Annotated in this window: 11 protein-coding genes and 2 rRNA genes (1 of these 13 running past the window's edge); 4 read left to right on the plus strand and 9 right to left on the minus strand. The window is 63.2% G+C overall.

Translation table 11 applies throughout. The annotated features are described in order from the left end of the window. Nucleotides 1-906 (minus strand): glycine--tRNA ligase subunit alpha, encoded by a 906-nt coding sequence (gene glyQ, locus AC2EBU_RS09270; RefSeq protein WP_484610067.1) that lies wholly within the window; start codon nucleotides 904-906, stop codon nucleotides 1-3. Nucleotides 907-1023: 117 nt separating this feature from the next. Here glyQ and AC2EBU_RS09275 point away from each other — a divergent pair, with 117 nt between their 5' ends. After that, on the plus strand, nucleotides 1024-1899 hold the full coding sequence (locus tag AC2EBU_RS09275) for a bile acid:sodium symporter family protein (RefSeq protein WP_484610068.1): 876 nt from the start codon (nucleotides 1024-1026) through the stop codon (nucleotides 1897-1899). Next, nucleotides 1880-3631: an N-acyl-D-amino-acid deacylase family protein gene (locus tag AC2EBU_RS09280; protein ID WP_484610069.1), complete on the plus strand. Its 1752-nt coding sequence runs from the start codon at nucleotides 1880-1882 to the stop codon at nucleotides 3629-3631. Before AC2EBU_RS09275 ends, AC2EBU_RS09280 begins: the two co-directional genes overlap by 20 nt. Here AC2EBU_RS09280 and lnt read toward each other — a convergent pair. The 4 genes from lnt to AC2EBU_RS09300 all read right to left on the minus strand — a co-directional run bounded on the left by lnt (nucleotide 3588) and on the right by AC2EBU_RS09300 (nucleotide 7809). Beyond that, nucleotides 3588-5240, minus strand: coding sequence for an apolipoprotein N-acyltransferase (gene lnt, locus AC2EBU_RS09285; protein WP_484610070.1), 1653 nt, complete (start codon nucleotides 5238-5240; stop codon nucleotides 3588-3590). The two genes, AC2EBU_RS09280 and lnt, sit on opposite strands and share 44 nt — an antisense overlap. A 66-nt stretch (nucleotides 5241-5306) precedes the next feature. Then, nucleotides 5307-6182 (minus strand): HlyC/CorC family transporter, encoded by an 876-nt coding sequence (locus AC2EBU_RS09290; protein ID WP_484610071.1) that lies wholly within the window; start codon nucleotides 6180-6182, stop codon nucleotides 5307-5309. 115 nt (nucleotides 6183-6297) lie between these two features. Continuing rightward, nucleotides 6298-6996 (minus strand): GNAT family N-acetyltransferase, encoded by a 699-nt coding sequence (locus tag AC2EBU_RS09295; RefSeq protein ID WP_484610072.1) that lies wholly within the window; start codon nucleotides 6994-6996, stop codon nucleotides 6298-6300. 339 nt (nucleotides 6997-7335) lie between these two features. Further along, nucleotides 7336-7809 (minus strand): Lrp/AsnC family transcriptional regulator, encoded by a 474-nt coding sequence (locus tag AC2EBU_RS09300; RefSeq protein ID WP_484610073.1) that lies wholly within the window; start codon nucleotides 7807-7809, stop codon nucleotides 7336-7338. A 116-nt stretch (nucleotides 7810-7925) separates the two neighbouring features. On the opposite strand from AC2EBU_RS09300, the gene hppD reads away from it, so the two are divergent. Continuing rightward, nucleotides 7926-9047: a 4-hydroxyphenylpyruvate dioxygenase gene (gene hppD, locus AC2EBU_RS09305; RefSeq protein WP_484610074.1), complete on the plus strand. Its 1122-nt coding sequence runs from the start codon at nucleotides 7926-7928 to the stop codon at nucleotides 9045-9047. Between the two features lie 48 nt (nucleotides 9048-9095). Here the strand turns inward: hppD and AC2EBU_RS09310 are convergent, their stop codons facing one another. Beyond that, the gene (locus tag AC2EBU_RS09310) at nucleotides 9096-10214 is read right to left on the minus strand and encodes a response regulator (RefSeq protein ID WP_484610075.1); all 1119 of its coding nucleotides are present in this window, start codon (nucleotides 10212-10214) and stop codon (nucleotides 9096-9098) included. A 38-nt stretch (nucleotides 10215-10252) separates the two neighbouring features. Continuing rightward, complete coding sequence (locus tag AC2EBU_RS09315) at nucleotides 10253-11230, minus strand: esterase/lipase family protein (RefSeq protein WP_484610076.1); 978 nt, start codon at nucleotides 11228-11230, stop codon at nucleotides 10253-10255. Between the two features lie 142 nt (nucleotides 11231-11372). On the opposite strand from AC2EBU_RS09315, the gene AC2EBU_RS09320 reads away from it, so the two are divergent. Beyond that, the gene (locus AC2EBU_RS09320) at nucleotides 11373-12116 is read left to right on the plus strand and encodes an FFLEELY motif protein (RefSeq protein ID WP_484610077.1); all 744 of its coding nucleotides are present in this window, start codon (nucleotides 11373-11375) and stop codon (nucleotides 12114-12116) included. Between the two features lie 51 nt (nucleotides 12117-12167). Here AC2EBU_RS09320 and rrf read toward each other — a convergent pair. Further along, nucleotides 12168-12280, minus strand: a 5S ribosomal RNA gene (gene rrf / locus AC2EBU_RS09325). Nucleotides 12281-12390: 110 nt separating this feature from the next. After that, nucleotides 12391-13446 (minus strand): 23S ribosomal RNA (locus AC2EBU_RS09330); it runs 1822 nt beyond the window's last position.

The raw sequence follows: 13446 nt of genomic DNA on the forward strand, positions 1-13446 counted from the left end.
TCAGGCGGCCTTCTTCTGGATGCGGGCCACCCATTCGCGCGGGGCCATCGGAAAGCCCAGGCGCTCGCGGCTGTCGTAATAGCTCTGTGCCACGGCGCGCGCCAGGTTGCGGATGCGGCCGATGTAGGCGGCGCGCTCGGTCACCGAAATCGCGCCACGCGCGTCCAGCAGGTTGAAAGTGTGGGCCGCCTTGAGCACCTGCTCGTAGGCCGGCAGCGCGAGCTGCTGTTCCATCAGGTACTTCGCCTGTTTTTCATGGGCGGTGAAGGCGGTGAAGAGGAAGTCGGCGTCGCTGTGCTCGAAGTTGTAGGTGGACTGCTCGACCTCGTTCTGGTGGTAGACGTCGCCGTATTTCAGCGTGTCGGTCCATTGCAGGTTGTAGACGTTGTCCACGCCCTGCAGGTACATGGCCAGGCGCTCCAGGCCGTAGGTGATCTCGCCGGTGATGGGCTTGCAGTCAATGCCGCCGACCTGCTGGAAATAGGTGAACTGCGTCACCTCCATGCCGTTGAGCCACACCTCCCAGCCCAGCCCCCAGGCGCCGAGCGTGGGGTTCTCCCAGTCGTCCTCGACAAAACGGATGTCGTTTTTCTTCAGGTCGAACCCCAGCGCCTCCAGGCTGCCCAGGTACAGCTCCAGGATGTTGCCGGGCGCGGGTTTGAGCACCACCTGGTACTGGTAGTAGTGCTGCAGGCGGTTGGGGTTTTCGCCGTAACGGCCGTCCTTGGGGCGGCGGCTGGGCTGCACGTAGGCGGCTTTCCAGGGCTCGGGGCCGAGGGCGCGCAAAAAGGTGGCAGTGTGGCTGGTGCCGGCGCCGACCTCCATGTCGTAGGGCTGCAGCAGCGCGCAGCCCTGGGCGTCCCAGTAGGACTGCAGCGTGAGAATGATTTGCTGGAAGGTCAACATGGTTTGGGGAGCCGGTTGTACCGGTCCGGATTCGGGATGGGGCGCGGCGCAACCCGCGAAAACCCTTGATTTTAAGTCGCCCGCATTGGGCTAACCTGCAAGTTTGCGGCAACCGTCATGTCAACCCCCCAACTGATCCTGAGCGCCGTGCTGGCCACGATGGTGTTTTCCGTCGCGCTGGAGCTGCGTGTGGGCGATTTCCTGCGCATTGCCCGCGACCCGCGCGCGGTGGTCGGCGGGCTGATTCCGCAGTTTCTGCTGCTGCCCGTGGGCACCTGGGCCGCCACCCTGGCGCTCGACCTGCCGCCCAATGTGGAAGCCGCGATGTTGCTGGTCGCCGCCTGCCCCGGTGGCTCGCTGAGCAACGTCATTACCCACTTCGGCCGCGGCAACACCGCGCTGTCGGTGGCGGTGTCGGCGGTGGCGGCGCTGCTGGCGCTGGTGCTGACGCCGTTGAACTTTTCCTGGATGGTGTCCACCAACCCGGCCACAGCGTCATGGCTGAAAACCCTCTCGATCGACGCGTCCGACATCTGGTTCAGCCTGTTGGCGCTGCTGGCCGCGCCGATGCTGGCGGGCCTGGCGTTTGCCTGGCGGCTGCCGGCCCTGACGGAAAAAATCCAGAAGCCCTTGGCCAATTTTTCGCTTTTTGCCCTGCTGGCTTTCATCGCCCTCGGCCTGGTGCGCGAGCGCCAGCTGCTGACGCTGGGCCTGCTGCCGATGCTGGGGCTGGTGATCGCGCACAACGCCTGCGGCCTGGCCTTCGGCTGGATCACATCCACACTGATGCGCCTGCCCGAACGCGACCGCCGTGCGGTGATGATCGAAGGCGGCATGCAGAACTCGGGGCTGGCGCTGGGCATCATCGCGGTGCAGTTCGGCAGCGACCTGGGCATGGTGATCATCGCCAGCCTGTGGGGCATCTGGCATATCGTCAGCGGCCTGGGCTGTGCATTCTGGTGGAGGAAACAAGATGCTCGATCTGCGCATTGAAGGCGGCACCGTCGTCGACGGCACCGGCGCACCGGCGTTCTGCGCCGACGTGGGCGTGAAGGACGGCCGCATCGTGGCCGTGGGCCGCATCACCGAGGCCGCCCGCGAAACGGTGGACGCCCGTGGCGCCTGGGTCACCCCCGGCTTCGTGGACATTCACACCCATTACGACGGCCAGGCCAGCTGGGACGAGCAGTTTGTGCCCAGCATCTGGCACGGCACCACCACGCTGGTGATGGGCAACTGCGGCGTCGGCTTTGCGCCGGTGCGCCGGGGTGAAGAACAGCGCCTGATCAGCCTGATGGAAGGGGTGGAAGACATTCCCGGCTCGGCGCTGGCCGAGGGTATCCGCTGGAACTGGCAGAGTTTTCCCGAGTACATGGCGGCGCTGGACGCCATGCCGCACAGCCTGGACTTCCTGACGCTGGTGCCGCACGACCCGGTGCGCATGGCGGTGATGGGCCCGCGCGCGGTGGCGGGCGAGCCGGCCACCGCCGACGACATTGCCGCCATGCGGGCGCTGGTGCGCGAGGCGCTCGAAGCCGGTGCGGTGGGGTTTTCCACCGGCCGCTCGGACAACCACCGCACCGCCGAAGGCCACGACACCCCGGCGGCCGAAGCCACCGAGGCCGAGCTGACCGGCATCGCCCGCGCCTTCGAGGGCCTGAACCACGGTGTGGTGCAGATGGTGAGCGACTTTGACCTGCTGCGCGCTCCCGGCCGCTTCGACGCCGAGTTCGACCTGGTCGAAGCGCTGGCGCGCGCCGCCGGCCGGCCGCTGTCGCTGAGCTGGCTGCAGCGCGACCCGGGGGGCGAGCAGTACAAGGCCATCCAGACCCGGGTGGAGGCTGCCGTGGCCCGCGGCCTGCCGATCCACCTGCAGGCGGCGGCACGCGGCATCGGGGTGGTGATCGGGCTGGACGCGAGTTTTCACCCGTTCATGGGCTTTCCAGGCTACCTGGAAGTGGCCCACCTGCCGCTGGCCGAACGCGCCGCGGCGCTGCGCGAGCCGGCGCGGCGCACCCGCATCCTGTCCGAGCGCTCCGGCCGCCTGGCCGGCGACGGCACGCCGATTCCGCCGCTGGTGGACATCCTGCTGGCGCGCATCGAGCTGATCAGCGGTCGCATGTTCCCGCTGGGTGACGAGCCCGACTACGAGCCACCGGTGCAGGCCAGCTTCGCCGCGCGCGCACGCATGGCCGGCACCACCGCGCTGGAGGCGCTGTACGACCACCTCAGCGCCGGGGACGGCAGCGCCCTGATCTATTTCCCGATCTTCAACTACAACGGCGGCAATCTGGACGTGATCCACGCCATGCTGTCGCACCCGCAGGCGCTGTTCTCGCTGGCCGACGCCGGCGCGCACGTGGGCACGGTGTGTGACGCCAGTTTTCCCACCTTCATGCTCACGCACTGGGTGCAGCGTCGCGCCGGCGCGCGCTTCACGCTGGAGCAGGCGGTGGAGCTGATGACCCGCCGCAACGCCCGGTACCTGGGCCTGAAAGACCGGGGCGAGATCGCGGTCGGCCAGCGGGCCGACCTGAACGTGATCGACCCCGCGCGGCTGTCGGTGGGCGCGATGCAGCTGCGGCGCGACCTGCCGGCCGGCGGGCGGCGTTTCGTGCAGGAAGCGCGCGGCTACGTCGGCACCTGGGTGGCCGGCCAGTGTGTGCGGCGCGAGAGCGCACTCACCGCCGCGCGGCCCGGCCGGCTCGTGCGCGCCACAGGCTGAACAGCAGCACCGCCAGGCCCAACGCCCACAGCGGCGCCAGGCCCCAGGCGGACACCCAGCGGGCATAGACGGTCCGCTCGGTCCAGCCCTCGAACTCACCACGCAGCACGCCCCGGGTCAGCCGTGGCAGTTGCGCGACCACCTGGCCCCGGTGGTCGATGATCGCTGTCGCGCCAGTGTTGGTGGCGCGCAGCATGGGCCGCGCAAACTCCATTGCCCGCATGCGGGAGATGGCCAAATGCTGGTCAATGGCCACCGTGTCGCCGAACCAGGCAATGTTGCTCAGGTTCACGAACGCGGTCGGGGCGGTGGCCGGGTCGGCAAAGCGGGCACCGAGCTCTTCGCCGAACAGATCCTCGTAGCAGATGTTGGCGGCCAGCCGCTGCCCGCCAAACTCCAGCGATGGCTGGGCCACCGCGCCCCGGTTGAAGTCGCCCAGCGGAATGCTCATCATCCGCACGAACCACCGGAAACCCGGCGGGATGAATTCGCCGAACGGCACCAGGTGGTGCTTGTGGTAGCGCCACCCGCCGGCATCGGTGAAAGGCACCGCGGGCAACAACGCAACCACCGAATTGGTGTAGCCGCGTTCGTAGTCCCCCAGCGGGATGCCGATCAGGGCGGCCTGACGTTTTTCCGCGCCCTCGAAGCGCGCACGCAGCGTGTCCCACAGGGCGTCGGGAAGCTGACGGGGCAACATTGGCAGCGCTGTTTCGGGTGCGACAACAAGCTCGGCGCTGGCCGCTTTCAAGGCCGAGCCATACCAGTTCAGCGCATCGGCGATGCCGGTGCGGGCCTGGAATTTTTCGTTCTGGGCGATATTGCCTTGGAGCAACTCCACCGTCATGCGGCCCGCCGAGTGGGCCCCGGTCGGCGGGCCGGGCACGGCCGCAACCGTGGGCCATGTCAGCACCAGCAAAAGGCTCAGGCGCGGCCAGGGGCCACAGTCCAGCAAGCGGGGTGCGGTGGACGCGACCCAGGCCGCCACCGCGCCAACACCGTACACCCCCACCCAGGGGGCATAGCCGGACAGCAGACCTTCCACATGGGCATAGCCGCCGGCGCCCCACGGGAACCCGGTGAAAAACTGGCCCCGGGCCAGCTCTGCCAGCGTCCACAACGAGGCAAAAACAAGAGCGCGAAACGACCTTTTTGCGCTGGGTATCGCCACAAAGATCATGAAATAGACGGCCGTGCCGACGGCGTAATAGAGTGCCAGCGTGCCCGCCAGTGCCAGCACCGCCAACCCGGCCAACGGTGCCGCCAGTCCGCCGTAGGTGTGCATGGAGATGAACAACCACCAGAATGTCCCGGCAAGCCAGGTGCTCGCAAAAACCAGCCCGACGGCACACGCCCTCCACGGACGTGCGGCCGGATTTCCTGGGGAGATCAACGGCCCGTTCGCTCCAGAGAAGTCACACGCTGGCCTGAACGCCAGCGATCCGGCCGCAAAGTCCACCTGCCGGTCCAGCAGGGCGGCCAGGATCGCCAGACTCCCCAGCTGCAGCCACCAAAGCGGCAGGCCGTCGGACAGGGGGGAGCCCAGCGCCAGGGCCTGCAGGGCTCCGGCCAGCATCGCCAGGGCCAGTTGGACAGGCAGTCGGTTCATGTGTGCGGCCGCTGCGGGATCACTCGCCGGTCACCGGCCGGGGCGGCGGTACGGCGCCGTCACCGGTCAGGTGGGCTGCTTTGCCAGCGACACCCGGAACCACCGCACCGCGCCCCCGCGGGTCAGCAGTACCGTGAATGTGAGGCCACACAGGGTGCAGCCCTCGCCCCGGCGTGGCACGTGACCCATGTGGTGGGCGACCAGTCCACCGATGGTGTCGAAATCCTGCTCGTCCGCATCCTCCAGCGCATTGGCGAGGTCAACGCCGAACGCCTCATTGACCCGCTCCAGCGGGGTGTCGCCACTGACACGGAAGGTCCGGTCGGCCAGACCATAGATATCCCCCTGGTCTTCGTCGACGTCAAACTCGTCGTCAATTTCGCCGACGATCTGCTCGAGCACATCTTCAATCGTGATCAGGCCGGCGGTACGGCCGAATTCGTCAATGACGATCGCCAGGTGGTTGCGGTTGCCCCGAAATTCACGCAACAGGTCGTTGAGCCGCTTGCTTTCCGGGATGAAGGTGGCCGGTCGCAACAAGGCGCGGATGTTGAGCTCCGGTGCTCGCTGCAGCTTGAGCAGGTCCTTGGCCATGAGGATGCCGATGACGTTCTCTTTTTCGCCCTCGTAGACCGGGAAACGGGAGTGTGCCGTCTCGATCACCAGATTGAGCAATTCGTCGGGGCCCGAGGCGATGTCGATCAAGTCCATGCGCGGCGCAGCCACCATGACGTCCCCGGCGGTCATGTCGGCCAGGCGGATCACGCCTTCAAGCATGTTCCGACTCTCTGCGTTGATGACCTTGTTTTCTTCGGCGTCCGCCAGCGCCTCGATCAGCTCTTCTGGCGAATCGGGTCCGGGGTGAATGAATTCAGCCAGTTTCTGGAGAAAGGATCGCTTGTCTTCGCGTTGAACCGGGCGGGCCGGGAGGGGGTCGGACACGATGATCGGAAGCAGGACATGCCGTAGTCAAAGGACAAATAGCATACTCCATCCGCCCGTCATGAACCACCCGAGGCGAACCCGCACGGAGACCCGGGCAGCCGTCCGCCCGGCGCTATTGCGCGGGGGGAAACAAGGCGGCGCGCACCTGCTGGGGCACCTGCAGAACACCTTCAGCCAGATCACGAACCTGCTTGAGCTGCGCCTTGAGTCGGTAGTCGACCGCCGCAATCCGGTCGTCCAGGAACTCGTCGAGGCGCGAGTCCAGGCTGGCTGCCTGCAACTCCAGCCAGGCCTCGCTCTCGCTGCCATCGCGTTCGACAACCGCACCCGACTTGCGCGCGATTCGCAGCATCGCCACGTTTTCCGAGAGCGCATGGATGAAGAACAGTCGGACCCCTTCATTGCGGGCATGGATCATGGCCCGGTCAAACAGGCGCGCGCCCAATCCGCGCCCCCGCACATGGGGCAACACCGAGACCCCGAATTCGGCACAGGACTGCAACTCAGCGTCCACCGAATACGCCAGATGGGCCACAGCCACCAAGGCCAGGTGCCGGTTATAGATGCCGTAGATTTCATCGCGGTCAAAATCGAGGCGGTCCACGTACTGGTTGATCTGTTCATCTCGCGCACCGTAGCCGAAACGCAGATACCGGTCGTTCGGGCTCAGGGCAAGGAGATGGTCGGCAACCTTGCGCCGGTGTTTGACGGGGATGGCGCGAATGGCTACCCGGGAGCGGCGCGGCGAGGCCGGCAAACCGGCGTCCGCAGCGTCCACCCATTCGTCGAGGGAAAGTCGTGTGCTGTCCATGGAGAAGAATTTAAGGGTTTTCCCTAGGTTTTCCACTCCAAATCCACGGCTGAATTGTGGAATTCGTCTCCGAAACGACGGATTTCCCGGCCTGGCAGGTGAAAAAGAGGGCCAAAGCGCTCGTTTGCCATCGCCGCAAACCCGGGTCCTGCAGCACCGAACCGCTACGCCGCCCGCGTGCGGGCAGGAGAGAGCACCGGATACGCGGGTTTTCGGCGCTGCGGACACCCGGACGACGCGCACAATGCCGTTGCGGCGCAATTTTTGACAAAAACCGCCGATATCCAGCGTAAAAAGGTCATTTTTAGCTATATTAAATATAGCGTTACGACGCTTGCCTCAGACGGGAATGGCGGTGGTCGACTTGACCCGGTCCATGACAAAACTGGTCTTGCAGTCCTGCACACTGGGGTGTTTGAGCAAGGTGTCCATCATGAAACGGGAATAGGCGGTCATGTCAGACACCACCAGACGGAGCAAAAAATCCATCTCGCCGGTCAAGGCCATGCATTCGACCACTTCGGGCCACGCCTGGACGCTGGCGCGGAATTCGTCCATCGGGTTGCGCTTGGCGGCGCCGCTGGCTTTCTCCAGTCGAACATTGATCCAGGCGCTCAGGCCCAAGCCCACCGATTCCGGTCTCACCAGCGCAACGTAGCGGTCAATGACACCGGCGTCCTCAAGGCGCTTGACCCGGCGAAGTACGGCGCTGGGCGAAAGACCCACTCCGTCGGCGATCTGGTCATAAGTGGCCCGGCCATCCGCCTGCAGACTGCGCAGAATCTGCCGATCCAGCTTGTCGAGTGCTTCCATATTCGCATTTTCGCAGTTTTCATGCGTTTGATAGAAATCAAGAGTCCTATTTCGCAGAAAAACTGAGGCCCCGCACCGATACAGTGGCACCTCATTCTTTAGACAAGGAGACACCGATGACCGCTTCCCTGCCCGCCACCGCGACGCCGCCGGCATCCCCATGGGACAACCCCATGGGCACCGACGGCTTCGAATTCATCGAATACGCCGCGCCCGACCCCCAGGCGATGGGCGAACTGTTCGAGCGCATGGGCTTCAAGGCGATTGCCAGGCACCGCCACAAGGCGGTGATGCTGTACCGCCAGGGCGGCATCAACTTCATCCTGAATGCCGAGCCGGATTCGTTTGCCCAGCGTTTCGCGCGGCTGCACGGCCCCAGCATCTGTGCCATCGCTTTCCGGGTGCGCGACGCGAAAGCCGCCTACGAGCGTGCGCTGTCGCTGGGCGCCTGGGGTTATGCCGGCCAAGCCGGCCCGGGCGAGCTGAACATCCCGGCCATCAAGGGCATCGGCGACTCGATCATTTATTTCATCGACCGCTGGCGCGGCAAGAACGGCGCCAAAGAAGGTGACATTGGCAACATCGGTTTCTACGACGTGGACTTCGAGCCGCTGCCCGGCGCCGAACTGAACCCCGCCGGCTACGGCATGACGGTGATCGACCACCTGACCCACAACGTGCACCGCGGCCGCATGGGCGAGTGGGCGGGTTTTTACGAGCGCCTCTTCAATTTCCGCGAGGTGCGCTACTTTGACCTCGAAGGCCAGCAGACCGGCATCAAAAGCAAGGCGATGACCAGCCCCTGCGGCAAGATCCGCATCCCGATCAACGAAGAAGGCAATGACAAGGCCGGCCAGGTGCAGGAGTATCTGGACCGCTACCACGGCGAGGGCATCCAGCACATTGCGCTGGCCACGAACAACCTGTACGACACGGTGGACGCGCTGCAGCTGGCGGGCATGAACCTGCTGAGCACCAGCGACACCTATTACGAGCTGCTGGACAAACGCATTCCCGGCCACGGCGAAGACCTCGAAGCGCTGCGCCAGCGCAACATCCTGGTGGACGGCACCCCGAGCGAGCTGCTGCTGCAGATCTTCAGCGAGAACCAGCTGGGGCCGATCTTTTTCGAGTTCATCCAGCGCAAGGGCAACGAGGGCTTCGGCGAGGGCAATTTCAAGGCGCTGTTCGAAACCATGGAGCTGGACCAGATGCGCCGCGGGGTGCTCAAGGGCTGAGCCACCCCGATGAGCGTGCGCCGGGTGACCTGCGTGGTCTTCGGTATATCAGGAACGAAGACCCAGCAGTTCCACGACCGGAAATGGCTGGCCGCTCCCGGGCAAAGCCAGCTCCGCCTGCCGGCCGGTGCGGACAACCTGCCCCAGGCTGGTCAGAAAACTGGCGCTGGCGCCGACGGACCACCCGAGTTTCTGGATGTGGCGATTGATCTGCAGGGCGGCGGTTGCTGCCTGCCCCAGCGGGAGGGTCTGTGATGCCGCATCATGCAAGGGGTCTTGCAAGGTCGCCAGCAGCATGGGCCCATCATGAACGGCGACCGTGATGCCAAAACGAGCAACCTGGGCCTCGTCCAGCCAAGGTTCGGAGAACTGGCGCAAACTGCGCGCAGTGTCGCTGAGGCCGAACGACGCCCGGACCGCCCGAAGATTGTGGGCGACGGAGTTCGTGTCGTTGCTGTCAACAAATACGGCACCCAGCCCGCTCCCGAGAAACGACAGATGCCGTGCGCCAAAGAGGTAGACCGTGTCGCCGACGCCGCTGTAGAAGCGTTTGACCAGTTCGGCCAACTGATGGACCGGCAATCGCTCTGACAAAACGGGATAGTTGTTGAAGGCGACGGTAACGATGCTGCCCTGAACAATGGCTTCGTCGCTTTCCGAGCCTTGGGACGCAGACCAGCGCTCATCCAGCGCGGCGGCGAGACGCCGTTCGTAGACACGTGACAGCTCGTGGGTATGCGCTTCCAGCGCTTTTTGCACCGCATGGTCCAGCGCGGCGGCCTGGATCGCGTTTTGTAGCTCGCGCTTACCCAGTTGCGCCAGCACAGCATCACGCAATTCACTGGCCCGGAAGGGTTTGGTAAGGTAGTCGTCCGCGCCTGAGGTCATGCCGATGCGGATGTGGGCGCGCTCATGCAGCGAGGTCAGCAGGATGACGGGTGTACCTCGGGCGACCGGGTCATTGCGTATCGCCGCGAGGAGTTCGAATCCATTCATCGGCGCCATTTCGACATCGCTCAGGATCAGATCGGGTCGTCGACCTCGAATGACGGCCATGCCTTGCGATCCGTTGTCGGCGGTCAGCACATCATGCCCTTCCTTCTTGAGCACGGACGCAATCAGCATGCGGGTTCCGGGATCGTCTTCGACCACCACAATCAGCGCCATCGTTCCTCCTTTTGTATCTCTTGTCGGATGAAAGCGGTTTACTGTGATGTTCCGGGAAACACCTTGCCTGCCTCAGGTTTGTCAGAGGTAACCGCCGACTCCGGGCTCAGGCTTCGGATCTGCGCAAGGCATTGCTCGCGTACATAGGCATCCGTCGCCAACTCCAGATGCCCACGCGCAGGGGCCATGCGAGACTCGGCGCCGTCGTGTACCGCCGTCAAGGCCGGGAACACGATATTGTCGCAGTTGCTGTACCAGCAGGTGAGGTACGCACCCAGACCCGGAGGCTGCTCTTGCTGCAGTGCGGTCAGCCAGGGACTACCTTGGCGCATTTCGCGCGCATTGCGGGCGTGGCCAAAGCGGGCCATCCAGGTACCTCGGTGGGGTGTTCCGAGCGTGATGATCCGCCGGACCTGAGTCAGGCCTTGGGGTCCGACCCGGCGCAACCATGCCCGCACGGCCAAACCTCCCATGCTATGGCAGACCACCACGGGCGTCACCCCCGTGCGCGCAATCATCAGTTCAACGGCGGCTTGAATGGAGGAGCTGTATCCATCGATGGAACCGTAGACGGGTTCGAGGTTCACGGCGATAAAAGCCCGTTGCTCGGAGTCCAGTTCTTGCATCCACAAGCGCCACAACCCCCGGTTACACATGAACCCATGAACAAAGACCACACCCGGGTAGCCCGGTTTGATTCCTTCGAGGCGATCTGGCGGCGTGCGCCACAGGGCAACTTGCCACAGTCCGAATATCTGCATCGACCGCAGCGATTCGCGCCACCATACGCCAGTCCATTGGCGCCCTCCGGCAGCGACAGACCTTTGCAACCGATTCTGACGGGCAGCAAAAAGACACTGGGCTCCAACGGTCAGGAAAAACAGGGCCGGGATCGCTCCCAGCGCGCAAACGATCGACAGTCCGGCCATGGAGGTCTTCGTCGTGATGAGCGCCGAGCCGGCAACAAGAACGATCCCAGCAAGCCAGGCCAACCCCAGACGTACAGCCAGGCTCACGTTTCCCCTTCCGGCTGGCAACTTGGCCTTACGATCGAACCGCGCAGAAGGACAAGCATGACAGAACTATGCCAGTTCTTGAATCCAGCGCCTAGAGTCACGGCTCTGCCTTTGTTCTTGGGAGTTTGTACACTCCGCTGCCATGGCTGACGCAGCAGAGCGAATACGACGTGCCGTCGCACAGGTAAACCAGATCCGGGAACACAGCACCACACACCCGGATACTGGAGCGGCTCTACGCCAGGTCAAGGCTCTTCAGGGCGCCAGGTTCTCAGCGACATATCAAGATCTGCTGGCGAGCCCAGTCTACCGAAAGGCCGCACTGTTCTTTCTGGAGGAACTCTACGGGGATCGCGATTTCCGCGAACGTGACGACCAGTTCGGCCGCATCGCCGGCGCGTTGGAGCGTCTCTTTCCGCAGGCCGTTGTAGATACTGCGCTAGTCTTGGCTCAGCTCCATGCGCTGACGGAAGAACTCGATCACGCGATGGCACTTGCGTGGCCATTTTCAATTGACCGAGACTCAGCAAGGTACATCCACGCATGGCGAACCGTAGGCCACCGCGACCAACGCTTGCGACAGCTCGAAAGTGTGCAGAAGATTGGTCGGGACCTTGTCCGCTTGACCCGTACACCCGGCCTGCGACAACTGTTGCGACTCATGCGCACGCCGGCGCGTGCCGCTGGGCTTGGTGCGCTCCAGCTCTTCCTCGAAAGAGGTTTCGATACTTTCGCGGAACTCGCCTCCGTAAACGGCCACGCAGAATCATTCCTGGACTTGATCCATGAACGTGAGCACACCTTGATTCACCAGTTCTTCGATTGCGACCCTAAAAGCGCCGAATCCCTGCTCGATGCCCTTCTCTCGCCTTCAAAGCGGCTCTGATGCGGCAAAAAAAACGCCCAACCGATTGGTTGGGCGTTTTTGGCTGTAGAAGCCTGACGATGTCCTACTTTCACACGGGAATCCGCACTATCATCGGCGCAGAGGCGTTTCACTGTCCTGTTCGGGATGGGAAGGAGTGGGACCACCTCGCTATGGTCATCAGGCATAACCGGGAGTCGGACTGACGGGTCAGTCCGACGAATTCATAGAGCAAATCAGCTTGGTTTGATTGCGTCACCTGGCATAACAACCCTGACCGGCTGGTCAAAGTTATAGGGTCAAGCCGCACGAGCAATTAGTACTGGTTAGCTTAACGCATTACTGCGCTTCCACACCCAGCCTATCAACGTCCTGGTCTTGAACGACTCTTCAGGGGGCTCAAGGCCCCGGCAGATCTCATCTTGAAACGAGTTTCCCGCTTAGATGCTTTCAGCGGTTATCTCTTCCACACTTAGCTACTCGGCAATGCCACTGGCGTGACAACCGATACACCAGAGGTGTGTCCACTCCGGTCCTCTCGTACTAGGAGCAGGCTTCCTCAAATCTGCAGCGCCCACGGAAGATAGGGACCAAACTGTCTCACGACGTTTTAAACCCAGCTCACGTACCTCTTTAAATGGCGAACAGCCATACCCTTGGGACCGGCTACAGCCCCAGGATGAGATGAGCCGACATCGAGGTGCCAAACACCGCCGTCGATATGAACTCTTGGGCGGTATCAGCCTGTTATCCCCAGAGTACCTTTTATCCGTTGAGCGATGGCCCTTCCATACAGAACCACCGGATCACTATGTCCTGCTTTCGCATCTGCTCGACTTGTCAGTCTCGCAGTTAAGCACGCTTATGCCATTGCACTATTAGCACGATGTCCGACCGTACCTAGCGTACCTTCGAACTCCTCCGTTACGCTTTGGGAGGAGACCGCCCCAGTCAAACTGCCTACCATGCACTGTCCCCGATCCAGATAATGGACCTAGGTTAGAACCTCAAACACACCAGGGTGGTATTTCAACGTTGGCTCCATGCGATCTAGCGACCACACTTCAAAGCCTCCCACCTATCCTACACAGATCTGTTCAAAGTCCAATACAAAGCTACAGTAAAGGTTCATGGGGTCTTTCCGTCTTTCCGCGGGGAGATTGCATCATCACAAACATTTCAACTTCGCTGAGTCTCAGGAGGAGACAGTGTGGCCATCGTTACGCCATTCGTGCAGGTCGGAACTTACCCGACAAGGAATTTCGCTACCTTAGGACCGTTATAGTTACGGCCGCCGTTTACTGGGACTTCAATCAAGAGCTTGCACCCCATCATTTAATCTTCCAGCACC

Source organism: Curvibacter sp. T50 (assembly GCF_057219955.1).

Bases quoted from the DNA above. Each gene is read 5' to 3' on its own strand.
- AC2EBU_RS09280 (WP_484610069.1), top strand. From the start codon at position 1,880: ATGCTCGATCTGCGCATTGAAGGCGGCACCGTCGTCGACGGCACCGGC.
- AC2EBU_RS09300 (WP_484610073.1), bottom strand. From the start codon at position 7,809: ATGGAAGCACTCGACAAGCTGGATCGGCAGATTCTGCGCAGTCTGCAG.
- lnt (WP_484610070.1), bottom strand. From the start codon at position 5,240: ATGAACCGACTGCCTGTCCAACTGGCCCTGGCGATGCTGGCCGGAGCC.
- AC2EBU_RS09295 (WP_484610072.1), bottom strand. From the start codon at position 6,996: ATGGACAGCACACGACTTTCCCTCGACGAATGGGTGGACGCTGCGGAC.
- hppD (WP_484610074.1), top strand. From the start codon at position 7,926: ATGACCGCTTCCCTGCCCGCCACCGCGACGCCGCCGGCATCCCCATGG.
- AC2EBU_RS09310 (WP_484610075.1), bottom strand. From the start codon at position 10,214: ATGGCGCTGATTGTGGTGGTCGAAGACGATCCCGGAACCCGCATGCTG.
- AC2EBU_RS09275 (WP_484610068.1), top strand. From the start codon at position 1,024: ATGTCAACCCCCCAACTGATCCTGAGCGCCGTGCTGGCCACGATGGTG.
- glyQ (WP_484610067.1), bottom strand. From the start codon at position 906: ATGTTGACCTTCCAGCAAATCATTCTCACGCTGCAGTCCTACTGGGAC.
- AC2EBU_RS09320 (WP_484610077.1), top strand. From the start codon at position 11,373: ATGGCTGACGCAGCAGAGCGAATACGACGTGCCGTCGCACAGGTAAAC.